Here is a 21,101-nt window from a genome sequence, read left to right on the forward strand (position 1 = left end):
ATGAGCGCCCAAACTTTGCGGCGCTCATTTTTTTACTTCTTCTGTGGGATACGGTAGCGCTCCAGCTCGACAGCTCCCAACCCCTTGAAAGCATCCGGGCGACGTCCTTGCCCACTCCACGAAACTCCGTCTTTTGAATATTTAGCATTATCAGGTTCTGATCTGCTCGTGAACATTTCGTTGAGCAAGCCGATGTCCACACCGCAGGATTCCATGTCGCTCATTATTCGCTCAGCCTGAGCTCGCTTTTCTTTTTCTTCTTCTTCTCGCTTTTTGTACTCTTCCTCCAGTTCATTGAGAACGCCCTTCATTCTGTCAATGATCTCCCGAACTTCATCTAACGGGAGTCCTCGCAACAGGGTGCGAATGCGGCTTTTACGCTTTAACTCTGCGATTATTAACTCTCTACGTTCAGCCGCTGATAGCGTAGAGAACTCCTCGTGGTCTTTCATGTCATACGGAGCCCATCAGTTTTCCTTTAAGTGAATCACGTTGAGAGTTCAGTTTTGCGTCAGTCTGCACTGGCGAATTTTGATGCTGTGCAGGTTGACTCTCTGAACTCTGTTGCTCAAAAGACCCAATGTTGCCAGAAAATCGAAGAGAATAAAGACCCAATAGAGCAAGGGCGCGGAGCCGATCACTACGCGCCTTATGCTGCATCTGGGACAGTTCACGATAGAGCTCCGGAAAGGCTTGCTCCGATATGTTCAGATTAGATATTTTTCCATCCCATTTGCTACCAGCCACAACGACCTCCTATCTATCAGCCGCAGAACCAGAAGCCCCTGGCATTGGATGCCACGGATTCGTTGGGCAGTACGATCCTGCTCTTAGGGAAAAGCTCCTTGGCCGCATCTTGGTAAGCCTCGGCACCGCCGCCAGCCAGCAGAACTACGTCAGCATCCATCCCGTCCTCACGCATTGACTTCCGCATAGGGATCAAGGCGTTTTGAGCGACTTTGGTTGAGGCTTTCTTGAAGTAGTCTTTGATCGATACCTTTTCACCGTAGAGGAAGATTTCGGCCTTACCGGCACGAATAGCTTTCTCGATCTTTTCGATGCCAGGGGCACCGCCGTGGTCTTCCTGAATTAGCCGGTCCGTTTCCTGTAGCAACACCGACATCGCCTTGAGGCTGGTGCCAGATGAGTGATAGCGGACCTCTCCCTCTTCAAGAGCTACCCAGTCTACAGAAAAGAACCCAGGGTCAATTACAACGGTTTTTCCTCCCTGGATAATCTCCAGGAGGTCTTCATCTTTGGTTGAACTTACAACATCCATGTAAGCACCGGCAGGTTGAGGTACAACCACGACAGACTTAACCGCTACCGATCGTTTTGGCGTGATCTGGTGTTCACCCTCAAGCCGAGATTTCAACGCCTCTCTGCGCTCTACGTCCATGTACTGACTAACAGGCAGGCCAGTCACCAGCACATCGATCTCCTTCTGCTCGGACATCAGGAGTGCAGCGTAGAAAAGAGCCTTGTATGGATTGGTCGAAGGATAGTCGCCGTGAAGCTCACGCTCCCATCCTTGCAATCGGTCAGGCTCGACGCCTGCAACCCATTTCTCTCCATCAATCACAACCTGAATGCAGGTCCCTGCACCGCCAGTTAACTGTTGTGGCATCAGTTCCAATGGACCTGCCCCCACCGGCATGACGACTGTGCGAGCTTCCTCACCTTTATACCCCATTGCCATTTTCAGGTTGGAGTAACCAATATCCAAACCCAGAACAAATTGACTCATGAAATCCTCCAAAGATTGCTTTTAGATTGCTTTTCGATTGCTTGCCGCGTGTTGGATAGAGAATAAGGCTAAAAGCGGGGACAGATGGCCTGTGTAATTGCCCAAAAGGGGCATATAGGTTGCTTTTCGGTGGCTTTTTGATCGTTGAGTAAGGGAACCTATGGGAACGCTGCACGGATAGGCTCAGATAAACAGACCTTACCCTCGCATCGAGAACCGCTTGCCCTCCAGCATCGAGAGACGGTGGTAAAGAGGCATTTGGAATCTTTGATGCCATATCCAATATATCTGGAATCTTTAAATATAGATTCATATGTAAAGAGGCTGTGAAAGAATAAGAGCATCAAGATTCCAGATAGATAGAGGGAAATTTGACAAATTCCAAAGATGGGTTAGCCTAGTGACAGAACTAGATTCCAGTATTGGAATAATCAGCTTTAAATTCCAGATAGATAGTTATGTGGATAGGAATTGGATAGGAATTGGGAGGGTATTGAGGTGAGTCTACCAACAGAGCGATGGCTAGATCTGCTAGATCCGAAGCTCGAAGAAGAACGATCCGAGATAACAGAGGATCTGCTAGAGGCAGAGGGACGAGAGTTTGTTGCAGAGGTACGGAGCAAACTGGATCACGCCTTAGCGGTTCTTGCTGTCGAGGCGCAGCAGGAAGCGGACATGTACTGGAACGCGCACAAATCAGCGCGTGAAGAAGCGTCAGAGGACGAACAAGGGCGTGTCGGTACACGGGTTCGCATTCTAGGCGTATCACTCGTTGCAGAGTGGTATCGCAACAGATTTGTCGAACAAGTTCCCGGACAAAAGAAAAGGGTTCTATCGACACATATCAAGAAGGGTCGCGGTCATGCCTACAGCATGTCGCACTTCAAGAAAGAGCCTGTCTGGGCACAAGAGTTGATCCAGCAAGTTGAAACCAGGTATGCCGTGTTAAGACAACGCGCCACTGCCTTAGCAAAAATTCGCCGGGCGCTAAACGAGTACGAGCGCCAGCTAAACAAGACACATAGCGACGAGGTGTGACAACATGACAGCATCTGTAGCGGCCACTGAATTGGCGAAACTGGGGAAATGTGAAGCGATGATCAAGAAAGTCGCCAGCCATCCTCGCCCTGCCCTGTCAAAGCGCCCACAATCGCCACAGGGGACAGATAGCACCCTTCGGGGTGAGTTCGCTCATTTCCGATATGAAGCGGCAGCCCTGCGTTTTATGAGCGGCACTGCGGGGGCTAAGCGTCGCATCTACCAGCTAGTGTTTTCAGCGACGGTAGCAGCGGGAGCATTGACAATGCTGGCGGCATGGACCACCAGCTAGAAAGTATCGACGGAACAATCATGAGCAAGAGAACCAAAGACAAAGACCTGGAGAAACTCGACGTAATCAAAGACTCACCGCAAATGAGCCTGTTTGAGATCATTGAATCTCCGGCCAAGAAAGACGACTACTCCAACACCATCGAGATCTACGATGCGCTGCCGAAGTACATTTGGGACCAAAAGCGTGAGCATGAAGATTTATCCAACGCTGTAGTGACACGACAATGCACCATCAGAGGCCAGCATTTCACGGTGAAGGTGAAGCCAGCCATCATCGAGAAGGATGACGGAAGAACCGTGCTGATCTACGCGGGACAGCGAGAGGAAATCCTTGAGGATGCTCTACGCAAGCTCGCAGTGAACGGGAAAGGCCATATCATCGAGGGCAAGGCTGGAGTCATGTTCACTCTGTACGAACTCCAGAAAGAGCTCTCGAAGATGGGTCACGGGTACAACCTGAACGAAATCAAGGAAGCAATCCAGGTTTGTCGTGGCGCAACACTCGAATGTATCAGTGATGACGGTGAAGCCTTCATCAGCTCCAGCTTCTTCCCGATGGTGGGACTGACCACCAGAGGTGAGTTTCGCAAGAAAGGCGGGAACGCCAGGTGCTATGTGCAGTTCAACCCGCTGGTAAACGAATCGATCATGAATCTGTCGTTTCGTCAGTACAACTACAAAATCGGAATGCAAATCCGCTCCCCTCTTGCACGGTACATCTACAAGCGAATGAGCCACTACTGGACTCAAGCATCACCAGATTCGCCGTACACGCCATCGCTTATCAGCTTCCTGACCCAGAGCCCTCGTGAATTGAGCCCACGGATGCCGGAGAACGTCAGAGCCATGAAGCTCGCTCTGGAGGCCCTCATCAAACAAGAGGTCATAAGCGACTACGACGCGAACCAGATCAAGGATGGCCGCAGAGTCATCGACGTGCGGTACGTCATAAGGCCTCATGAGAACTTCGTGAAGCAGGTGATGGCGTCCAACAAGCGTAAGCAGCAGACAGAGCTACGGGCCATCAAGCACGGCATGATCGACCACGACATCATTGATGAACCCCAACGTAAGGGGAGATAGCCACCAGAATCTCCCACCCCCCAGGGAAAAGAAAGATAGGCGCGTCAGCGCCTTTTTTTATGCCAGAAGAAAGCGCACAAGGTACGCCCACCAGGCAGGACCGGAAACGGAATGCCTCCGCATATGGGGGAGCTGCACGGATAGAGCGAACGTGACCCCAGATGCAGCGTGGGCTGGGGCTCTATATATGGGATCGCTGCACGGTAGTCGCAAGCTGAGTCTCAGTATCGTGCAAGCGTAAGCCACGACGAAGGATAAGTGCCATGCTGCTCCAGTGGTTCCCGTAGAGTGGTTCCCGTAAGGTATTGATAGTTAAAGGGTGAGGATGTGGGGGACCTGCACGTTATGAGATTTGATATGTGGGTACGTTGCACGAAAGCAGGTCCTGAACCTCTCGATATATGGGAACTCTGCACGATTGACGAAGCAGAACAAAGATTGACAGATCAGGACAAACCTAAAAAAGCAGTCAAAATGACTCTAATAGTCCATAAAGTGATCACGCGCACACAAAAAGAGGCCAAAAGTTATCCACATTTCCTGTGCATAAACGGGGTTTTGGTATATGGGAACGCTGCACGATCATATGTGGGTACGCTGCACGGTGCAAAAAACGACCAAAATTGACATGTGGGTACGTTGCACGTTCAGAAAATTGTATATGGGGCGACTGCACGTATGACCTTAGACATGTGGGAATACTGCACGAACACCAGATCTGATATGTGGGAACGCTGCACGAAAGCTCTGTTTTGTAAGGATTTTGTGGAAAAAAGAGGGGTTCCGTGTGGATAACAGTGGATAAGATCCAAGGGTATGTGGGGACGTTGCACGGCAACCTATGGGAACGCTGCACGGCAACCTATGGGTTTGTTGCACGGAATAAATATGAAAACACCAGTAATATCAATGTGTTGAGTGGTGATTTAGAACGCCTAACCTGTCTTTAACCGTTTTTAATCCTTTATACAAAGATCTAAAGATCTTTATATTTATCCTTTTGATCACTGAACAAAAAATAATCAACACTGTTTTTTTAGAAAAAAGTCTCGTATGCAAGGCCGAACAGGACGAGTATCACCAACAAGATAAGCATCGACAGCACAAAGTAACCAGACTCGTACATCACAGCTTTGATCACAGAAACGACGCTGATCGATCTTCCAGAGATCCTCCCGATGATCCACTGAAACGCAACGAACGAACCAAGCCCACAGATCAGAACCACCGCTACGGAGACAAGTGCATGTTCCCTCAGGACAGACTCACTCAGGAAACCATACTGCATCCCCATCAATACAAGCCTGCCAATGCCAAAACCCAGGCCCAATGCAACAGCTCCACGAACCAGCACGACCTTCAACGACTGGAGCCATGTCAGCTCAAGATCCATCCCCTTACGGGAAGACCGACGCACCAGCACCGTAGATATGCCCAACCCCAAAAACACCAAAAACACCAAAAAAACAAAATCCAACATTGCCACCTCTGCACAAATCAATCAGAACCACAGGCCTCTCGGCCAAATGCGCCACCAGGGAGAACCCACTTCTGCCCCTCCGGCACAAAAATCGGGAGCGTGTAATCTTCTCTGGATACCTGCTCCAATGCCTCAACATCACTAATCTGTATCGGCGCAACAGCAGAACCTAAATCTATTACGTCGATTTTTTTTCTTGATACCGTCACACCAAAGGTTTGTTCATACTGAGCAATTTTCCCAGCTCGTTCAGGCCAGTAGTGACGGATCGTGGACCAGATACGCTGTGAGTTGTAGATGCAGGTCATACACGACGACCGGCTCCAGCCAAGGCGATAAGGGACTGGGGCCAGGATGCGGTGACGCTCGATTACTTCCCATACCTCCTCCTCAGTCCAATGAAGAACGGGCCTCCAGGCATCAACTAACCGTGCAGTCTTCCCATATCTTCTGTCACAGGCATGAGCCTCAAGCTGGTTGTACTTGGATCTGTTTGCACTTTCCTCCCGGCGCTCACCAGTGATGAAAAGGATCTTCTTCCCCTTGAAGCGCTCCTGGTTATTAAGAGCTCTGCGGCCAACATCGATCTTCAAGGCTGATGAGCACCACCTTGTTTGGAGTGATGGCGATTGCTGAGGGAAACGAAGGCGCGTACCAGGCTTAGAGCGCTTATGGTCTCTAGGCAGCACCAGAAGCCCCTCAGGCGTCTCTACACGATGGGGGTGGCTATAGGCATTGTCTTTGAGCATTTCGCCCTCAAAGCCGCCCTCAAGCCACGAGAAGTACATTGGGATACCCAGTTCTTCCCCGAGCTGACGACAGTAATCACGCATGAAGGCCCAATCCATCAACGAACTGCCTTCCTGACCATCAACATCATGGTGCCAGAACTCCACCTTTGACTTATCAACACCCATGTCCACCAGCCGCAAGTACGCAGCAATCGAGTCTTTGCCTCCAGACAGGCAAACAATGATGTGATCGTACAAACTCAGGTCCACATCCGGAGCGGAGAAGTACGTTGTTCTATCGTCACAACGCTGACTGGAAGATATGCCGGTAAGAACCGACTCCAGTGATGGCAACACCACCTGGTCATCGAACAAATCTCCTTGGTTTTCTCGTCTCAACATAAGTCGCTCTTTTTTCTTTACTGGGTTGTTTTTATGATTTACAGTATTATAAAATGATACTGTGAAAAGTAAAGTTTTCAGAACGACTAATCACTCAGGAGAACTTGATAAGCACCAGAAAGCAATCTAAAGGTGGTTTTTCGGTGAGGTTAGTTCAGGGGCAACCTGCCGCTGCTGATTGGAAATCATCAAGAAGTGGCTTTTTGGTGGGGTTACGGTTTGAAGGGGTGAGTATGTGGGAACGTTGCACGGTTAAAGGGGGCCGCACATGAAAACGATAAAGCGGTTCATCGTATGGGTGAATTACGGTCTTGAGGGTTGGAGCATTTTCGGATCGAGCGATGACTGGGATGAAGCGGTATCCATCCGTTCGGAAGCGATAGACGAATGCAATATTGACGAGGAAGACATCATCTTGGCAGAAAACAAAAACGAGCTGGTGGTAAAACCTGCGGCCAAGCAAATGACGGAGTGGCACCGGGAACTGGAAGCCGTCCTTATGACCTTGGATGACTGCCAGATGGAATGTGACGGTATGACATGGGCAGTAAGCCACCTACTCAATGAAGCGGGTGTACCTCATGACTGCATGTATGGCTTTGTGCGAAACGAACAGACCAAGGACATCGTGACACCGCATTTCTGGGTTGTCCTGGATGATGGGTGGCTGGTGGATCTGAGGCTACGCATGTGGCTGGGCGATCACGACAACATTCCTCACGGGGTATTCCATCCCGATAACGAGCCAGGACTTTTCTACAAGGGAGACCCGGTTCAAAACCATAAAGGGATGAGACTGGGCAAAGCCGTCCTGGACATCATGACCGACGGAAAACTTTCACATGTGAAAGTTCCTGAACGACAAGACGGAGAGTAATAGCGTGGAATTTGATTACGACAAGTCAGTATCAAACGCACATCTTGAGGCCGCAGGCTGGGGTATGGATGCCTTTAACCACTCCAACCCATTTGAGAGTCATGTCATCTATGTGCGTGACTACCGCAACGATCACATCCGCCTGTTCACCATCAAGCAGGCTGACTTCGACACGATAAAGCTGCCGCTTCACCTTACCTCCGACATGCTGGCTTCGGTGATCGCTGAGTTCGTATCGAAGGCAGCAAAAGGGAAGTTGAATACGAAGGAGTCCGACACGCTGGCTCCTGCCTTGGTTGGCTATGCCAAATCAACAGAAACCTACCGGAGCTGGCGGAGAGTTTCTGGAGCAACAGAGCGATTGCATATGGTCATCAATATCTATGCGGGTTCTGAATTGCTGAGACCTTTCATCGCTCGGGCTCCTGAGACCGTCCTGACGACCCAAGAGCTACTGGTCTTCTCATCACAGGTTAAGAGCATGGATGTATCCAATCATCCAGAGTGGTTTAGGGGCCGGAGGTAGTCATGAAGCCAGTTCTCTGGATATTCGTCCTGATCATCGCCCCTTTCGTCATTGCGAAAGTGGACCAATGGCGCAAACGCGGCATTGGAGACACCTGGGCGTGGTGGAAATCAGAGAACATGCCTTATGAGCTGCGCTCGGCCACTCTGTTTTTGTCCGAACAGGACATATCAACCACACAGCCGGTGCCCATGCACGGCAGGGTTGATCAGGTGTACCAAACCAAGAATGGGGTTCTCATTCCCTTGGACACCAAGCTGCGCCAGGTAAACCACATCTATGAGTCGGACATTATCCAGCTCTCGGTTTACCGGGTAATTCTGTCACACAAGTACAAGGCACCCGTTGCCAAGTACGGCTATGTCCGAACCGTTGTTGAGACAGCGGACGGGGATAGAGTCCGTTACATCAAGACAAACCTTCTCAGCGAAAAAGAAGTGGTCAAGCTGTGGCACCGCTATCAATCCATCCGTTCTGGTCAGGTAAAAACCTCCTGTTCCTGTGGCGGAAAGTTTCACATGTGAAAGTTCTGGATTGAATCAGGGTTGCCCGAATTGGGCAGCTAGGCGGGGTTGCATTTTTGAAAAGTCCTGTACGCTGGTTGGTATAGGAGGTGAATAGTGGCCCAGCTTAAACATAACCGCTTCGTCATGTTGGGGTCCTTGGTAGCGACGGTCGTAGCTGCCGCCAATGGCTTGAGTTTTCTCACCCTTATGGCTGGTGGAATGACCCTTCTCCAGTTCATGGCTTGGAAGCAACAAGATGCTGTCCGGAGCCGGTTTAAAGCTGCGAAGGATGCGTTTGAAGCGTTGAACGTCATTGCGTTCGACAAGCACTGGGTAGGTTCAACCGCGACGGTCGCCAAAGTGTCGAACATGATCACTCCGCCCGAACGACTGGATAAGCCCTGGGCGGTGCAAGTTCTGGCCGTGACCAAAGGTGGGACGTGGTTCGCGGTGGATCTGCAAGTGACCGGCACTGACAAGGTTCAGATGCTTAGCCTCCACCAGCTTAGTGAAAAGGCGGCAAAGACCATGCTGGCCTTCGACCTCGAAGTGTATGAGAAATTTTTCGGAAAACCTGATGTTGCATGAGGACAATGTGATGGAAAAAGTCAAAAGCGTAGATGCCGTGGAGTTCACGGCAGCAGATAAGAAGGCGATGACCCATGCGGCATACGCCCAGTGTTTCTTCATTCTGGCCCAAGTGATGGCATTCCCTTCCCTGGGGGTGGCTGGCGCTATGGTTGCTGCTCTGTGCGGCATGATGCCGTGGTTGACCAAGTTCGCCAAAGAGGCTCCATCGAAAGCCTTTGGCATGGTGATGGCTTCACTCTGCCTTGCTCCTGTGTACGGGAAACTCTGTGAGCTGGTGGTCCACGCGATTCAGGGAGCTTGAGCTTATGGGGGTAGTACGAGTTCCCTACCTCTTGGCTGAGCTGAAAGAACGCGGATGTGCTGATGAATCTGCTCTGGCGCAGGTTATGCAGCCTGGATGCCGAATTGGAGAGGAAGACCTGCGGAAGTTGGCCGCAAATTTAGGGCTTGAAGTGTCCGAGCTGGCACCAGCGCCAGAGAACGCGGCCAACACCCGGTTCAAAGCAAAGCTGAGAGGAGGTTTGGCCTCCTTTCTTTTTGAGTACGACGGCTGTTTCCGACATGCAGAAGGCTCCAGCCATGCAGAAATGTTGGGTATCGAGCAAGAAGACGACATAGGTCTTCCGAGTCGAGCTGCTGACGCCATGCTCCTGGAGAAGACGCTTTACCAGGTAATCGCTCGGGCTAAGTACATGCTCGGCAAAATCGACAGCAAGTTTGTCAGGTCAGAACAAGCAATCGAGTTCCGTGAGCAACTTGCTCCTGGGATCTTCAAACCAGGTTACAGAGGTTTCCGATTCAAGGAGGCTGCCGCTGGTGATTTGCCTACTGTCATGATTGACGGTCGGAAGTTCAACTGCGTTGCCAGCATAGCCAGAGCACATGGACTTGATCCGGTAACGGTGCGTAGGCGCATTGCGGACACCGGGAAGGCCGCAGACAAACTCTCCAATGATGAGTGGAAGCTCATCCTCGCCAAGAAAAAAGGTAAAGGGAAACCCTTCACCTATCTGGACAGGACCTACAGCAACATTGCTCAGTTCTGTCGTGAGCATCAGCTCAACACCAACCTTGTTTACCAGAAAGTCAAAGACCGGGCTGATAGCGCTGATGAAGAGTTCTGGGGACTGATAATCGAAACATGCAAAAGGAAAAACTAATGGCAGAAAACAAAGAGATCCCCTGGGAGAAAGAACTCATTGAGAAGTACATGTTCACCCTGCATAAAGAGCAGGTGAAAGACCGGCGCTGGCGGACCATGTTGCGTGTGCTTCGCGCATCTGGTTTCGTGCTTCTCATGATCGGCTTCATCATTTTGGCATCTAATCCGGGTGGGATGCCGTGGCAAAGCGCCAAGGCAGGAGCCCCTCACACCGCGTATATCAACATCCGTGGTGAAATTGCTGCTGGCACTCTGGCCGATGCTGATCACCTTATCCCGTCCATCCAAGCTGCATTCGACAACCCGAACTCACAAGCTATCGTGCTTCGCATAAACAGCCCTGGCGGTAGCCCGGTTCAAGCAGGACGGATTTATGACGAAGTGAAGGCGCAGCGAGCCCTTCATCCGGAGAAAAAGGTCTACGCCATCATTGATGACATCGGTGCCTCTGGCGGTTACTACATCGCCTCTGCTGCGGATGAAATCTATGCTGACCGCGCCAGCCTTGTCGGTTCTATCGGCGTCATCAGCTCGGGGTTTGGATTCACCGGCTTGATGGACAAGCTCGGCATCGAGCGCCGGGCTATCACTTCCGGAGAGCACAAAGCGCTTCTCGACCCATTCTCCCCTCTTACCTCTGACATGAAGAAATTCTGGGAGGGCGTTCTATCGAAAACCCACCAGCAGTTCATCGAACGAGTGAAGGCTGGGCGGGGTGATCGACTGAAAGACGACCCAGAGGTGTTTTCTGGATTGCTCTGGAACGGGGAGCAGGCCAAAGACATTGGGCTGATTGATGGCCTGGGTAGTTTGAACTCCGTGGCGCGAGACGTCATCCACCAGAGCAACTTGGTGGACTACACACCAACCGAAGACATCATCCGGCGACTGACCCAACGAGCGAAGCTCGAAGCCAGTTCCTTCGTGCAAGAACTCAGCGCTGTGAAAGTTTACTGATAGGAGCAGTTTGATATGACAGAACAAAGTACCAAATCACTACGTCTCGGGGTTGTTGCCGCCATTCTTTTGGGGCTCGTAGGAACCGGGTTCGGGATCTACCAGTTCGTGAAAGAGAAGGATCTGGCGCAAGAGATCGCCAACGTGAAGTCTACGGTCAACCAGGTGAAGGATGCCGAAGGCGTCACCTTCAAAAGCAAGGCAGAGTTTGAAGCTGCTGTGGCCGAAAGCATCAACAAGTTTGTCGCGCAGAAACAACAAGCCGACATCGATCAGAAGTATGCCCAGTTCGAGGCAGCACCTGAGAAGGTCGAAGAAGGCAAACACATCTACGGGGACCTTGGTGCTCGGTTCACGCTGGTGGAGTTCTCCGATATGGAGTGCCCATTCTGCAAGCGATTCCACGACACACCCAAACAAATTGTGGATGCCAGCAAAGGCAATGTGAATTGGCAGTGGAAGCACATGCCTCTCGATTTCCATAACCCGGCAGCTCACAAGGAAGCTCTGGCCGCTGAATGTATTGCTGAGCAGAAGGGCAACCGTGGCTTCTGGGTCTTCGTTAACGACATTTTCCACCATACCCAGGGGAATGGTGGCGGTGTTGCTGACCTGGCCTCTGTTGTCACTGGTGTTGGTGCTGATCTGGATGCGTTCCGGGAGTGCCTCGGCTCAGGAAAGTACGAAGACAAGGTTGAAGCTGACATCCAGAAAGCCAAGAGCTATGGCGTCAACGGGACACCAGCCACTTTTGTAGTGGACAACCATACCGGCAAGAGCCAGCTTCTCGGCGGCGCTCAACCGGCGCAAGCCATCATGGCCGTGATGCGAAAAATGATGATTGAGTCGCAACAAGACGACTCCGCGAACCAATAAAAACTTTCACATGTGAAAGTGGAGTGAGAACTGATGATCAAGATTACAACTAAATTGGGATGCCTTCTGGCGGGGCTGCTTGTCCTGTCGGCTTGCTCAAGCGTCCCTCAGCCAAACAACGAATACGCGAAGGCCTTGGATGATACCAAACAGGTATGCGCTGCCTGTGCCCTGGTTGGTAATGACCTGCTGGTTGCCCTCAACAAGTCATGCGACACCCCAATGACCCCCGAGACTCTTACAAGCGTCATGAACAGTAACCCGATGTTTGCCGCCATGATGGCAATTAACTCCATAGGTGGAACCGACTTCTATCAGGTTTACCGTGATGCGGCCATAGACACCCTGCGGTGCAATGAAATGGACAGTTGGCCTGATCGGACCAAGGTGCGTTTCCAGCAGCCCGACATGCAAAAGGCGCTGGCCTTGAGGGTTTCTGCCAGACAGCAGAAGGCAAATTAACTTTCACATGTGAAAGTCAGGCTCTCCGGGGCCTGATTTCACTATGAGGTGAATCTATGGAGTTACAAGAAGCAAAAGAGGCTCTCGATAGCCTTCATCCACACAAGGCCTCAGCGCCTTTGAGGCTTGTCATCCACCAGCCAGGTGGGATTGGTGGAACCCCTACAGTGGGGGTGAAAGCTATTCACGCAGGCTTTGACTGGGACAGCAACACCATCCTGATCTATCCGGAAGAGCAGCTCACCCGGTTGACGCCGGATGAGGTCGCCGCCATCACGAAGTCAGTATCGAAAGGACAGTCCTGGCATTCATATCAGCAGTTCAAGAAGTATCGGGAGCAGTTGGCCGAAGCCACGGAAGAAATTAATAGGCTCAGGGCTGAGCTGGGCAGGTATCAGAATAACGGGAGGGGGTAATGCTAAAACGCGGAATTATCAATCTCGCTGCTAGTTACATCATTGTTGATGCCCTACTCCGGAATGCAGCAATTTGGATCTTTGGCTTGTCCTTCTCCGTTGGTGGCACTTACGTCACTGGCGAGGCCAGTACATGGGTCGTTTACCTAGCCACTTCTGGTGCCATGACACTCTGTTCTGTCGTAACAGCCTACCTGCTCGTGACCTATCACCGCTGGGGGCTGATGACGGCCAGGGTCTGGTTGCTATTGAGTGCCTGCCTAAACGGCTATGCCGTCTATTTGAGTAGCCACAACATCCAGTTGGTGGTGGCACTGCTTTCCAGCCTGTTTATTGCTTTGTGGATGCTCAAGACCCTTGAGCAACCAGCAGTGAAGGGGACGTACAAGGTAATCGCTGATCTTCACCGTCAGCTATGGGGAATGTTGAAGGGGCAAACACAATGACGACGAATACTCAAAACGCGAACGCCAACCAGGTTCGGTCTTTACGCGACATGCTTGTCCCCGCCCTGTTGTTCTATGTGGTGATGACGGCCATGTTTGTGGGTCTTGACGCATTCATGGATAAACCCACCAGCATGAACCTGCCATTTATGCCGTTCCTTGTCTCGATGGTGAGTTTTACCAGTGACGCACGTCGAGCGTGGGACTGGCGAAACGGGACCAAGGTTGTAGCTGTATTGACTGCGGTAGCCATGCTGTTGGCATTCATCTATCAGCTCGCGGTCGGAGAGATGAATCTCTTAGGGGTTGGTATATACCCGGCCACAGCCATCCTTCTGTTGGCAATCTCCTGGGTGATTCGCGCTATCGGAAAGACAGCACCTTTCCAGTTCCTGGGGAGACACCTGGCGCGGTTTGGTGCATCGAAGTGGGTCCAGCGTACCGCCGCAGTCATTGTGCTCGCGGGAGGCCTTGCCATCACTATCTATGCCTACTGGCTTAACCACGGGAGCTGATGATGATCATTGCAACGAAGAACGGCTTTCTGGTGGCCGCAGAACTAATCAGGGAAGAGGCCGGGTACTGGCTACTACAGCCTCGTGACCAAAAGACGCCGGTCAGGGTGAATAAGCAGGATAACAATAAACGCGCTTTCACGCATATGGGAGACGCCCTTCGCTGGGCCGGTGATCCTGAGCTTGCAAAGCAATTCGATGCCGAGGGGGAAGAACATGCAAATTCGTGACTACATGACAAAGTTGTTTGACGCATTTGGTGATGTGGAGGAAGTCACCCGAGAAATGCTTCTGGAGCAGGCGGAGCTCATTCATACGATCAGCGATAAGTGTCAGAGCACAGGCCTGTTTCTGGATAGTCAGGTTCGTTTCAACCAGTTCGTTCAAGAGATTGAGGCTGACGACAAGGTAGAGGATCGGTTGCTTCATGCTTGGTGCTGGGTAATGGACCGAATAGTGAAGGCTCCAACATCCTTTCACATGGATGGGGCTGTGATTTTGACAATGCCTCTGGTCGCCAGATACCTGCCACCGGTTGAACAGGAGCCGGAAACCATCGTGGTGAATCTCGATGAGGACTACAAGGCTCCTGTAGGCAACCAAACGCTCTGCGAGCTCGTTATGGAACGGAGGCATTGGCCGCAAGGTGCAACCTGTGCGACCCAAGAAGCGGACGGGGGAGTCCTCTACTGGGACGCCCCGGTTGATGTGGTAGAGGAAGGCAGAAAGGTCGCCGGTAAGCACGGCATGATGGCCGAGATCGGATTGAAACATCAGGTTGATGCCTGGTATGCAGATATGGACGAAACACGGCTCGCAACCGATTGGAACACCGCCGTCATTACGCCTCACTGCTTGCTGCTTTCCTATCTGGATGTGCTTCAAAAGAACAAAGTTCCCTTTGATGAAGGTGTGCAGCTCGCTGCCGAATGGGTGAAGCAACTTGGCGGGGAATTTCGTGAAGACACTGAGGAAGCGCCGGAAGCTGAGGCTTCAGTGCTTTCCCTGGGGAGAGCCACGGCTCATTGCTTTAAACCCTATCCGGACACAAAAAATTTCTATTACGAGGCCTAAGCCTCACCCAAACAGGAGGATCAACATGCGATACCAGGTATTTAAAACGAAGGAAGGGGGCCAGCCGGTGTTTACGGCACCGTGGTACTGGTTGGCCTCTGCCATTGCTCACTGGTCATCTCTTAACTGGGATGCCTGTCGAATCGTAGACAGCAAGGTGGATGAAACAAGGCTCTGTTGGGCCAAGGCTCTACCGGCTGGGAAAAAAAAGTAATTTGGATGGAGTGATTATGAGGTTAGGTTTTGTGAAAAATACGGGGGTTTCAGCGTTCCTGGTAGCCATGCTGGTGGTGGCCCCTCAGGTATGGGCAGAAACCTTTACTGCGAAGGTTGTGGGGGTGTCTGACGGTGATACGGTCAAGGTCCTGACTGAACAAAGCTGTGACTCCGGGAAAGATTGCCGGAGCGGCAAAATCCAGTACCGGGTAAGGCTGGCGGAAATCGACACCCCAGAGAAGAAACAACCCTACGGCTCAAAGGCGAAACAGGCGTTGTCCGATCTGGTGTTTGGTCGAATGATTAAAGTCGAGCAAATCGACAAAGACCGTTATGGCCGTCTGGTCGCCAACCTTTATGTCGATGGCAAATGGGTCAATGCCGAAATGGTCCGTTCTGGGAGTGCGTGGGTGTACCGGCAGTACGCCAAAACACCGGAGCTGTTCAAGCTGGAGGCCGAAGCCAAAGCCGATAAGCGAGGTCTCTGGGCATTACCGGAATCGGAGAGAACTCCCCCTTGGGAGTGGCGAAGAAAGCACTAACCACACCCCAGAGTATGCAGGTGTAAACAGTAACCAAGAAAACAAACAGGAATAACGATGAACAAAAGTGAACTGATTATGAAAGTGGCCGAAGACGCTGACATTAGCAAAGCAAAGGCCGAAGCTGCGGTAAATGCGCTGATCAACTCAGTGACAGAGGAGCTTAAAGCGGGTGGGACAGTAGCGCTCACTGGGTTTGGTACTTTCCACGTTAAGGAACGCGCAGCGCGAACCGGGCGGAATCCCCAGACTGGAGAGAACATCCAGATCGCGGCGGCCAACATTCCTGGGTTCAAAGCTGGTAAGGGGTTGAAAGACTCCGTGAACTAGATCTTAATCATGTGACACATGAATAAGGTTTACATAAGGCTCCTTCGTGGGAGCCTTATTCATATCAGACATGAATAAGGGGAAGGGATGAGATTGTCGTCAACTCAAAAAGACGTTTTGTTCATTCTATACGCAATTGAGGCCGGTGGAAAAGCCGAGCCTGTACCAGGTGTAAAAATACTGGAGATGATCAATTCAGCTCGCCAGAGCGGTATTCATGGAACGAACTTCCGAACGTCATGCCACACGCTGGTGGAGAACGGCCTGTTGAACAAGTACCGGAATGCTTCTCTAAAGCTGGCCTTTAGGCTGACCGACGATGGCAGGGAACGTGCAGGAGAGATATACCGAAAACGGCTGGAAGAAGAGCAAGAGAAGTAATACGCCCCATAACGGGGCGTATCGAGTTAAACGGCAAAGCCGTAGTGGGTGCCGTCCGGAAGTTCAACATCGAGGCGTAGCTTGCCACCGGAGGCCTCAACGTACCGCTTAATGGACGACAGCTTGAGATCTCGTCCAGGTTTTTCCATCTCGGAGACTGTCGGCTGTCTCACACCCAGAGATGCAGCAATTTCCCCCTGGGTAAGGTTCATGCGATCACGAAGCTCTGCCAAGTGGATGTTCAGTAACATCTCAGTGGCCGCTTTCTGTGCTTTGGCAACAACCTCAGGCTTTTCTGTTGCCAGCATTTGGTCAAGAGTTCTTGCCATAACGTCACTCCTTCTTCAATTTATCCAAGTGCGCCGCAAACTCACGGTCTGCAATTGGGATCATTACTTCATAAAACCTTTTCTCGTCCCCGGTCTTGTTACCGGCGCAGAGAAGAATCCCCTTACGCTTTGGATCGAACGCAAAGAACGCTCTGATAGGATCTCCTTTGCTTTGGACCCGAAGCTCTTTCATGTTGCTGTAGGATGAACCGTTAACAGTATCCGCGTATGGCCTCGACAGCATGGGGCCTCTATCTCGCAGCACCATCATCGAAGCCAGCACGTTTGCTCTATCGGTATCATCCAGAGCATCGAACCACTCATCAAAGGTGTCGGTTGTCTCGATGACCCACATGATTTCTCCTTACTTAATATAGGTGCAATCCTATATAGATTCAAACCTATAATCAAGAAAAATCGGCGGCGATGGGGGCCGAAATGTCAGTAAGTAGTCATGTGACTAAAATAGGGGGTAGAATAAGCCTCGATATAGTCATGTGACTAAAAGGTGTCCTGAATGAACAACCTACCCCTACTGCTCGATGCAAGAGAAGCCATTGACTACTACCACCAGCATCCAGGCATGACTGATGCAGAAAAGGCCTATGTGGTCGCGTTCCTAAGCGGAGAGGGGCGTTCAAACAGTCAGATCAGAGAGGATCTGGGTATTGAGAAGGTCTATACGGTTACACACCTGAAACGCGCCGGTACGCTATCGGAGGAAGAGCTAACACTCTGGCTCAGAAATCCACGCAAGATCACCCTGGGGCATGTGAGGGCCGTGGCTAAGTTACCTTTCAGCAAGAGAGAAAAGCTCCTGAGGGATCTCCTGCATACCAGGACACCGGTTCATAAATTTGAGGCGATAGCGAAGGGCAAAGAAGTGGACAGGGATGCAGACATTAAGCGCCTGGAGACCCTGATGAGCGATGCTACGGGTAGGCCTATCAAAGTTCGCTATAACCCCGCGAAGCGCTCCGGGGAACTGACGCTGGGATTCTTCACGCTCGATGACCTGGATGACGTGTGCAAGGCTTTGGGGTTTGATCCAAGCGAGCAGATGTAAACCAGAAAACTTTCACATGTGAAAGTCTTGCAAGGTGTCTTTTTATTGTTTACAGTATCATAAAATGAATCTGTAAAGGTGCGCGATGAATGTGCTTCCAACGAAAAGCTGGCCTTGGGCGTTATAACTCAACCAGACCTGAGTGGCTGGCGGCGTACCGAAACGCAAGATGTATGAGAAGCTCAGGTAAAGAACCTGATGCTTCTCTTTCCGGGATAGCTTGGAAGGCGCAACTCATTGTTGCCCATGAAAGAGGCAGAATTGACAGCCTGGCTGTCCCTTTGGATGCCAGATTGATAGCAAAGAACCTCATCGACGAGATCCTTGCTGAGGAGAACTGATGGACGAAAAAATTACCTACGAAGAAATGCTTGAACAACTCGACCAGAAAGGCATCCGCGTCACCAACGGGGCGAGACGGCTTTATGTCGCGTTGAACAACGGAGTCAAAGCTGAGGTGCTGGGTAACTGCGGTCCCGCCACAATCAGCTTGGTTGACGGGATGATTGTTGTGGAAGAGCAGACTCTCCACTAAGGGCAGCAGCATGGGCAAAAAAGTACACATCATTTGTGGAAAGTGCGGCAGTGACGAGATGAACTTTGTCATCAATGAACACTGTCCAGACGATCCCCAGAATGTTGCCAGTATGTCCTGCTCAAATTGTTGCGAACTGACAGGCATAGCCGAGTGGTCGGAATTTAATGGACGTGAGCTGAAAGGTGAAGCCGTCGCCCTATCAACACCGGCAAACGTGAATGCTCTTCTAGGATTGCTTCGCCAGGCGATGGACAGCGTTGAGTATCGCCTCTATGGCGGGGACATGTCATTGAGCGGTAATGATGCTGCCGAACTCATAGACCTCCAGGAGCGAGCTGAGAAGGTCTTGTCTGTTCTTCGGAGTGATCAGCATGAGTGATTTATACGAACCGCTTGAGTTTGTGTTCTGCGGCTTTAGGAAAGGGGACGCTGGGCTATTTATCTCGGTAGCCACTTTGCGCGATGGTGTTTTAGGCCGTGAGATGTATTTCTCAAAGGGAAAAAGCAAAAGGCGCTGGGTTGTCGGTGGCATTTACTCAGGGGCCTCGTTTTCGGACAACGGAGCAAAAGGTCTGGATGATGCTCATTACGTTAAAGCATGGGAAGTGCAAGGCGACAAGATAGAGTGGCAAGCAAAAAGCGAGCAAGCCGAAGCCTTGGCGCGAAGCGAGAAACTTGAAGCCGACGATAGGAAGCGCAATGAACTCGAAGAGCTGATGCTACCCATCAGGAAGCAATATGGGGCATTAACAAAGCGACGTGATAGGGCAGGGGCCGCAGCTCTTGAAGAAGCTGTCCTGAGAGCGCTGAGAGCGCCCATCAGGAAGGCTGAGGAGAAATAACCGTGGAGCCAGTCTTAGCTAAAGCATTCGCCGGTTTTAAAGTCGTAGCTGTAAGTGCCCATCAGATTGGCTTTTCGGCTTTTCTTGCCATTGGTGTTTGCTGGCGCTTTAGGGGTCGCAAGTACGCCATAGAACAGGATACCAACAAGTGCCGCTTGCCACGCGAAAACAGCAACCAGAATCCAAAAAGCAGCAGCCAGAACCGGCAGTTTGTGCAGAAGGTTGAGCACCGACTTGGCCCAAATCACTGCCGGGATAGCCAGCACTGCGTAACCCCAGTTGGTGGCCTCAAGCATAGCCAGGCCAAGAATAACAACAGCCATCAGCGCGATATTCAGTACATGTTTCATGGTCATCTCTCCTTTTCAACTTACACTTTTATCCTATCACAGCATTAAAAAATGCAACTGTGAAAGGGCATTTTTCATTCAAAAAGAGGTGACACTTTGAGTGCAATTATCAGCAAGTGCGGCATGTACAGATACCGTCTGGAAAGGGATGTGCAACCCGAAGGCCTTGTGTTCGGTTATTTTGGTGTAAACGGCTCTACGGCCACGGCCACCGAGGACGATCACACGGTCAGAAAGTGGATAGGGTTTACCAAGGTCAACGGAGGGAGGCGATTCATAGTCGGTAATGCTTTTGCTTTTCGGGCGACCGACGTTCGAGAGCTGGCTACGGCGGTTGATCCTGTCGGGCCTGAAAATGAAATCCACTTGGAAAGGATTATTCGGGATGCTGATGTCTTGGTGCCCTGCTGGGGGAGCCGAACTAAGCTGCCTAAGTCTTTGCATGTTCATTTGGACAGGCTTTTAGAGCAGCTCGTTGCATCTGGGAAGCCGGTATTGGCATTTGGCGTGACTGGTTCGGGGGACCCGAAGCACCCACTAATGCTTGGATATTCGACAAAACTTGTGCCCTGGGGAGGAAAATAATTATGTCGATGCTTGAAGCACGTTACTTCGTGGCAAAGATAAGCGATGCACAGGCCGTGCTCTGCGATGAGGAGCTGGCGACACTGGAAAGGCTGATCCGGAAGGTTGATGATGGCCGCAGAGCAAATGGCAAGAGCTCGCTTACTTGCGTTGTTGTCGAAGAAGATTGGCCGAACTGGCAGCAAACGGTTGACTCTGTACTTTCACTTGCTGACGGGAAAGACAACGATTGGACCAATGCCACACCAGAACAAATCAAGGCCTTTTGGGTCGATGACTCAGTTTGGAAAACTCTGGATGGCCGGGATAAATGGATTGAAGATCTCGACCTGCTGGTGGACGGTTCCCCGGTGGCTTCTGAGTGGGAACCTTTTGGCTTGGAATCAGGGCAGTCTGTCGTCATACGAGGCGGATGGATAGAAGGGAATGCCTTGAGTGATGATGGCGTACCGCTAGTGCAGGCATTCGTCGCTTGGAAACAGGGCCAAGACAACCACTAAAGGAAAATTACTTCGGAAGGGCGGCTATGGCCGCTTTCTTTTTAATATTTACAGCATCACATAATGATACTATGATGTTGTTAATTTACTTGGGGAGGCGCTTATGCTCACTGCTAAATGTATAGGGTGCGGATGCACCGATGATCACGCTTGTGTTGAAAAGGCACTGTTGCAAAGTTAGCGATGAGGCAGCCTTTTGTCTTATTCAAAGGCCTTACATTTCAAAAACTCTGCTTACC

At 51.1% G+C, this 21,101-nt stretch carries 34 protein-coding genes; 26 read left to right on the top strand and 8 right to left on the bottom strand.

Annotated features, from left to right (window positions below; genetic code table 11):
- Positions 1-32: 32 nt before the first annotated feature.
- Genes R7F07_RS19565 through R7F07_RS19575 form a run of 3 tightly spaced genes read right to left on the bottom strand, consistent with a single transcriptional unit; the run spans position 33 to position 1,747 of the window.
- Positions 33-452 carry an H-NS family nucleoid-associated regulatory protein gene (locus tag R7F07_RS19565; protein ID WP_000651490.1) on the bottom strand — a complete coding sequence of 140 codons (420 nt, stop codon included), beginning with the start codon at positions 450-452 and terminating at the stop codon, positions 33-35.
- Position 453: 1 nt separating this feature from the next.
- Positions 454-747: a hypothetical protein gene (locus R7F07_RS19570; protein WP_000919078.1), complete on the bottom strand. Its 294-nt coding sequence runs from the start codon at positions 745-747 to the stop codon at positions 454-456.
- 16 nt (positions 748-763) lie between these two features.
- Positions 764-1,747 (bottom strand): ParM/StbA family protein, encoded by a 984-nt coding sequence (locus R7F07_RS19575; protein ID WP_000077458.1) that lies wholly within the window; start codon positions 1,745-1,747, stop codon positions 764-766.
- Positions 1,748-2,218: 471 nt separating this feature from the next.
- Here R7F07_RS19575 and mobI point away from each other — a divergent pair, with 471 nt between their 5' ends.
- From mobI to R7F07_RS19590, 3 genes are read left to right on the top strand one after another with little or no spacing between them, the layout of a single operon-like run.
- Positions 2,219-2,785: a conjugative transfer protein MobI(A/C) gene (gene mobI / locus R7F07_RS19580; RefSeq protein WP_000375812.1), complete on the top strand. Its 567-nt coding sequence runs from the start codon at positions 2,219-2,221 to the stop codon at positions 2,783-2,785.
- Positions 2,786-2,789: 4 nt separating this feature from the next.
- Complete coding sequence (locus R7F07_RS19585; protein ID WP_000127321.1) at positions 2,790-3,077, top strand: hypothetical protein; 288 nt, start codon at positions 2,790-2,792, stop codon at positions 3,075-3,077.
- Positions 3,078-3,097: 20 nt separating this feature from the next.
- Positions 3,098-4,162, top strand: coding sequence for a RepB family plasmid replication initiator protein (locus R7F07_RS19590; protein WP_000044787.1), 1,065 nt, complete (start codon positions 3,098-3,100; stop codon positions 4,160-4,162).
- 1,036 nt (positions 4,163-5,198) lie between these two features.
- Here R7F07_RS19590 and R7F07_RS19595 read toward each other — a convergent pair.
- Together R7F07_RS19595 and R7F07_RS19600 are read right to left on the bottom strand one after the other, a co-directional pair.
- Entirely contained in the window at positions 5,199-5,642 is a 444-nt protein-coding gene (locus R7F07_RS19595) for a hypothetical protein (protein ID WP_040110419.1), read from the bottom strand.
- Between the two features lie 17 nt (positions 5,643-5,659).
- Positions 5,660-6,775, bottom strand: coding sequence for a phosphoadenosine phosphosulfate reductase family protein (locus R7F07_RS19600; protein ID WP_000946102.1), 1,116 nt, complete (start codon positions 6,773-6,775; stop codon positions 5,660-5,662).
- Between the two features lie 268 nt (positions 6,776-7,043).
- Between R7F07_RS19600 and R7F07_RS19605 the strand changes: the two genes are divergently transcribed.
- The 17 genes from R7F07_RS19605 to R7F07_RS19685 all read left to right on the top strand — a co-directional run bounded on the left by R7F07_RS19605 (position 7,044) and on the right by R7F07_RS19685 (position 16,652).
- On the top strand, positions 7,044-7,652 hold the full coding sequence (locus R7F07_RS19605) for a hypothetical protein (RefSeq protein WP_000849071.1): 609 nt from the start codon (positions 7,044-7,046) through the stop codon (positions 7,650-7,652).
- 4 nt (positions 7,653-7,656) lie between these two features.
- Positions 7,657-8,178, top strand: a complete 522-nt coding sequence (locus R7F07_RS19610) for a hypothetical protein (protein ID WP_000393785.1) — start codon at positions 7,657-7,659, stop codon at positions 8,176-8,178.
- Positions 8,179-8,180: 2 nt separating this feature from the next.
- Positions 8,181-8,702: a hypothetical protein gene (locus R7F07_RS19615; RefSeq protein WP_000805800.1), complete on the top strand. Its 522-nt coding sequence runs from the start codon at positions 8,181-8,183 to the stop codon at positions 8,700-8,702.
- Positions 8,703-8,798: 96 nt separating this feature from the next.
- Complete coding sequence (locus tag R7F07_RS19620) at positions 8,799-9,272, top strand: hypothetical protein (protein WP_000057877.1); 474 nt, start codon at positions 8,799-8,801, stop codon at positions 9,270-9,272.
- 10 nt (positions 9,273-9,282) lie between these two features.
- Positions 9,283-9,576: a hypothetical protein gene (locus R7F07_RS19625; protein WP_001370730.1), complete on the top strand. Its 294-nt coding sequence runs from the start codon at positions 9,283-9,285 to the stop codon at positions 9,574-9,576.
- Positions 9,577-9,580: 4 nt separating this feature from the next.
- Positions 9,581-10,435, top strand: coding sequence for a hypothetical protein (locus R7F07_RS19630; protein WP_000539392.1), 855 nt, complete (start codon positions 9,581-9,583; stop codon positions 10,433-10,435).
- The gene (locus R7F07_RS19635; protein WP_000829616.1) at positions 10,435-11,394 is read left to right on the top strand and encodes a S49 family peptidase; all 960 of its coding nucleotides are present in this window, start codon (positions 10,435-10,437) and stop codon (positions 11,392-11,394) included. Before R7F07_RS19630 ends, R7F07_RS19635 begins: the two co-directional genes overlap by 1 nt.
- Before the next feature lie 15 nt (positions 11,395-11,409).
- Positions 11,410-12,270, top strand: coding sequence for a DsbA family protein (locus tag R7F07_RS19640; RefSeq protein WP_000139698.1), 861 nt, complete (start codon positions 11,410-11,412; stop codon positions 12,268-12,270).
- A gap of 33 nt (positions 12,271-12,303) precedes the next feature.
- Positions 12,304-12,732: a hypothetical protein gene (locus R7F07_RS19645; protein WP_000591074.1), complete on the top strand. Its 429-nt coding sequence runs from the start codon at positions 12,304-12,306 to the stop codon at positions 12,730-12,732.
- A 56-nt stretch (positions 12,733-12,788) separates the two neighbouring features.
- Positions 12,789-13,148: a hypothetical protein gene (locus tag R7F07_RS19650; protein ID WP_000422768.1), complete on the top strand. Its 360-nt coding sequence runs from the start codon at positions 12,789-12,791 to the stop codon at positions 13,146-13,148.
- Positions 13,148-13,594: a Fe3+-siderophore ABC transporter permease gene (locus tag R7F07_RS19655; protein ID WP_000919345.1), complete on the top strand. Its 447-nt coding sequence runs from the start codon at positions 13,148-13,150 to the stop codon at positions 13,592-13,594. Before R7F07_RS19650 ends, R7F07_RS19655 begins: the two co-directional genes overlap by 1 nt.
- Entirely contained in the window at positions 13,591-14,109 is a 519-nt protein-coding gene (locus R7F07_RS19660; protein ID WP_000210756.1) for a nitrite reductase, read from the top strand. The genes R7F07_RS19655 and R7F07_RS19660 overlap by 4 nt, the downstream gene beginning before the upstream one ends.
- A 2-nt stretch (positions 14,110-14,111) precedes the next feature.
- Complete coding sequence (locus R7F07_RS19665; protein WP_001447532.1) at positions 14,112-14,339, top strand: hypothetical protein; 228 nt, start codon at positions 14,112-14,114, stop codon at positions 14,337-14,339.
- Complete coding sequence (locus R7F07_RS19670) at positions 14,326-15,183, top strand: hypothetical protein (RefSeq protein ID WP_001167032.1); 858 nt, start codon at positions 14,326-14,328, stop codon at positions 15,181-15,183. The genes R7F07_RS19665 and R7F07_RS19670 overlap by 14 nt, the downstream gene beginning before the upstream one ends.
- A 230-nt stretch (positions 15,184-15,413) precedes the next feature.
- Complete coding sequence (locus tag R7F07_RS19675; RefSeq protein ID WP_001236377.1) at positions 15,414-15,941, top strand: thermonuclease family protein; 528 nt, start codon at positions 15,414-15,416, stop codon at positions 15,939-15,941.
- A 57-nt stretch (positions 15,942-15,998) separates the two neighbouring features.
- Positions 15,999-16,271 (top strand): HU family DNA-binding protein, encoded by a 273-nt coding sequence (locus R7F07_RS19680; protein WP_001043047.1) that lies wholly within the window; start codon positions 15,999-16,001, stop codon positions 16,269-16,271.
- A gap of 87 nt (positions 16,272-16,358) precedes the next feature.
- Positions 16,359-16,652, top strand: a complete 294-nt coding sequence (locus tag R7F07_RS19685; RefSeq protein ID WP_001239997.1) for a chromosome segregation protein ParM — start codon at positions 16,359-16,361, stop codon at positions 16,650-16,652.
- 26 nt (positions 16,653-16,678) lie between these two features.
- On the opposite strand, the gene R7F07_RS19690 is transcribed toward R7F07_RS19685, so the two are convergent.
- Both R7F07_RS19690 and R7F07_RS19695 read right to left on the bottom strand, forming a co-directional pair.
- Positions 16,679-16,981, bottom strand: a complete 303-nt coding sequence (locus R7F07_RS19690) for an XRE family transcriptional regulator (RefSeq protein WP_000124640.1) — start codon at positions 16,979-16,981, stop codon at positions 16,679-16,681.
- A 4-nt stretch (positions 16,982-16,985) separates the two neighbouring features.
- Positions 16,986-17,336, bottom strand: a complete 351-nt coding sequence (locus tag R7F07_RS19695) for a type II toxin-antitoxin system RelE/ParE family toxin (RefSeq protein ID WP_000270043.1) — start codon at positions 17,334-17,336, stop codon at positions 16,986-16,988.
- Positions 17,337-17,498: 162 nt separating this feature from the next.
- Here R7F07_RS19695 and R7F07_RS19700 point away from each other — a divergent pair, with 162 nt between their 5' ends.
- The 4 genes from R7F07_RS19700 (at position 17,499) to R7F07_RS19715 (ending at position 19,427) form a co-directional block, all read left to right on the top strand.
- Complete coding sequence (locus R7F07_RS19700) at positions 17,499-18,047, top strand: transcriptional regulator (protein ID WP_001061574.1); 549 nt, start codon at positions 17,499-17,501, stop codon at positions 18,045-18,047.
- A 340-nt stretch (positions 18,048-18,387) separates the two neighbouring features.
- Positions 18,388-18,582, top strand: coding sequence for a hypothetical protein (locus R7F07_RS19705; protein ID WP_000343597.1), 195 nt, complete (start codon positions 18,388-18,390; stop codon positions 18,580-18,582).
- A 10-nt stretch (positions 18,583-18,592) separates the two neighbouring features.
- Positions 18,593-18,964 (top strand): hypothetical protein, encoded by a 372-nt coding sequence (locus tag R7F07_RS19710; RefSeq protein WP_000516916.1) that lies wholly within the window; start codon positions 18,593-18,595, stop codon positions 18,962-18,964.
- The gene (locus R7F07_RS19715) at positions 18,957-19,427 is read left to right on the top strand and encodes a hypothetical protein (RefSeq protein WP_001281821.1); all 471 of its coding nucleotides are present in this window, start codon (positions 18,957-18,959) and stop codon (positions 19,425-19,427) included. The genes R7F07_RS19710 and R7F07_RS19715 overlap by 8 nt, the downstream gene beginning before the upstream one ends.
- 14 nt (positions 19,428-19,441) lie before the next feature.
- On the opposite strand, the gene R7F07_RS19720 is transcribed toward R7F07_RS19715, so the two are convergent.
- Positions 19,442-19,777, bottom strand: coding sequence for a hypothetical protein (locus R7F07_RS19720; RefSeq protein ID WP_000683476.1), 336 nt, complete (start codon positions 19,775-19,777; stop codon positions 19,442-19,444).
- 96 nt (positions 19,778-19,873) lie between these two features.
- On the opposite strand from R7F07_RS19720, the gene R7F07_RS19725 reads away from it, so the two are divergent.
- Positions 19,874-20,362 (top strand): DUF1643 domain-containing protein, encoded by a 489-nt coding sequence (locus R7F07_RS19725; RefSeq protein ID WP_001273096.1) that lies wholly within the window; start codon positions 19,874-19,876, stop codon positions 20,360-20,362.
- Positions 20,363-20,418: 56 nt separating this feature from the next.
- Positions 20,419-20,862: a hypothetical protein gene (locus R7F07_RS19730; protein WP_343075053.1), complete on the top strand. Its 444-nt coding sequence runs from the start codon at positions 20,419-20,421 to the stop codon at positions 20,860-20,862.
- Positions 20,863-21,101 lie beyond the last annotated feature (239 nt).

The organism is Vibrio sp. YT-16 (genome assembly GCF_033337405.1).
Taxonomy (GTDB): domain Bacteria; phylum Pseudomonadota; class Gammaproteobacteria; order Enterobacterales; family Vibrionaceae; genus Vibrio; species Vibrio alginolyticus.

Bases quoted from the DNA above. Each gene is read 5' to 3' on its own strand.
- R7F07_RS19660 (WP_000210756.1), top strand. From the start codon at position 13,591: ATGACGACGAATACTCAAAACGCGAACGCCAACCAGGTTCGGTCTTTA.
- R7F07_RS19670 (WP_001167032.1), top strand. From the start codon at position 14,326: ATGCAAATTCGTGACTACATGACAAAGTTGTTTGACGCATTTGGTGAT.
- R7F07_RS19710 (WP_000516916.1), top strand. From the start codon at position 18,593: ATGGGCAAAAAAGTACACATCATTTGTGGAAAGTGCGGCAGTGACGAG.
- R7F07_RS19665 (WP_001447532.1), top strand. From the start codon at position 14,112: ATGATCATTGCAACGAAGAACGGCTTTCTGGTGGCCGCAGAACTAATC.
- R7F07_RS19585 (WP_000127321.1), top strand. From the start codon at position 2,790: ATGACAGCATCTGTAGCGGCCACTGAATTGGCGAAACTGGGGAAATGT.
- R7F07_RS19640 (WP_000139698.1), top strand. From the start codon at position 11,410: ATGACAGAACAAAGTACCAAATCACTACGTCTCGGGGTTGTTGCCGCC.
- R7F07_RS19635 (WP_000829616.1), top strand. From the start codon at position 10,435: ATGGCAGAAAACAAAGAGATCCCCTGGGAGAAAGAACTCATTGAGAAG.
- R7F07_RS19675 (WP_001236377.1), top strand. From the start codon at position 15,414: ATGAGGTTAGGTTTTGTGAAAAATACGGGGGTTTCAGCGTTCCTGGTA.
- R7F07_RS19625 (WP_001370730.1), top strand. From the start codon at position 9,283: ATGGAAAAAGTCAAAAGCGTAGATGCCGTGGAGTTCACGGCAGCAGAT.
- R7F07_RS19705 (WP_000343597.1), top strand. From the start codon at position 18,388: ATGGACGAAAAAATTACCTACGAAGAAATGCTTGAACAACTCGACCAG.
- R7F07_RS19575 (WP_000077458.1), bottom strand. From the start codon at position 1,747: ATGAGTCAATTTGTTCTGGGTTTGGATATTGGTTACTCCAACCTGAAA.
- R7F07_RS19565 (WP_000651490.1), bottom strand. From the start codon at position 452: ATGAAAGACCACGAGGAGTTCTCTACGCTATCAGCGGCTGAACGTAGA.
- R7F07_RS19690 (WP_000124640.1), bottom strand. From the start codon at position 16,981: ATGGCAAGAACTCTTGACCAAATGCTGGCAACAGAAAAGCCTGAGGTT.
- R7F07_RS19720 (WP_000683476.1), bottom strand. From the start codon at position 19,777: ATGAAACATGTACTGAATATCGCGCTGATGGCTGTTGTTATTCTTGGC.
- R7F07_RS19615 (WP_000805800.1), top strand. From the start codon at position 8,181: ATGAAGCCAGTTCTCTGGATATTCGTCCTGATCATCGCCCCTTTCGTC.
- R7F07_RS19680 (WP_001043047.1), top strand. From the start codon at position 15,999: ATGAACAAAAGTGAACTGATTATGAAAGTGGCCGAAGACGCTGACATT.
- R7F07_RS19655 (WP_000919345.1), top strand. From the start codon at position 13,148: ATGCTAAAACGCGGAATTATCAATCTCGCTGCTAGTTACATCATTGTT.
- R7F07_RS19715 (WP_001281821.1), top strand. From the start codon at position 18,957: ATGAGTGATTTATACGAACCGCTTGAGTTTGTGTTCTGCGGCTTTAGG.
- R7F07_RS19595 (WP_040110419.1), bottom strand. From the start codon at position 5,642: ATGTTGGATTTTGTTTTTTTGGTGTTTTTGGTGTTTTTGGGGTTGGGC.
- R7F07_RS19605 (WP_000849071.1), top strand. From the start codon at position 7,044: ATGAAAACGATAAAGCGGTTCATCGTATGGGTGAATTACGGTCTTGAG.
- R7F07_RS19700 (WP_001061574.1), top strand. From the start codon at position 17,499: ATGAACAACCTACCCCTACTGCTCGATGCAAGAGAAGCCATTGACTAC.
- R7F07_RS19600 (WP_000946102.1), bottom strand. From the start codon at position 6,775: ATGTTGAGACGAGAAAACCAAGGAGATTTGTTCGATGACCAGGTGGTG.
- R7F07_RS19645 (WP_000591074.1), top strand. From the start codon at position 12,304: ATGATCAAGATTACAACTAAATTGGGATGCCTTCTGGCGGGGCTGCTT.
- R7F07_RS19650 (WP_000422768.1), top strand. From the start codon at position 12,789: ATGGAGTTACAAGAAGCAAAAGAGGCTCTCGATAGCCTTCATCCACAC.
- R7F07_RS19590 (WP_000044787.1), top strand. From the start codon at position 3,098: ATGAGCAAGAGAACCAAAGACAAAGACCTGGAGAAACTCGACGTAATC.
- R7F07_RS19685 (WP_001239997.1), top strand. From the start codon at position 16,359: ATGAGATTGTCGTCAACTCAAAAAGACGTTTTGTTCATTCTATACGCA.
- R7F07_RS19630 (WP_000539392.1), top strand. From the start codon at position 9,581: ATGGGGGTAGTACGAGTTCCCTACCTCTTGGCTGAGCTGAAAGAACGC.
- R7F07_RS19695 (WP_000270043.1), bottom strand. From the start codon at position 17,336: ATGTGGGTCATCGAGACAACCGACACCTTTGATGAGTGGTTCGATGCT.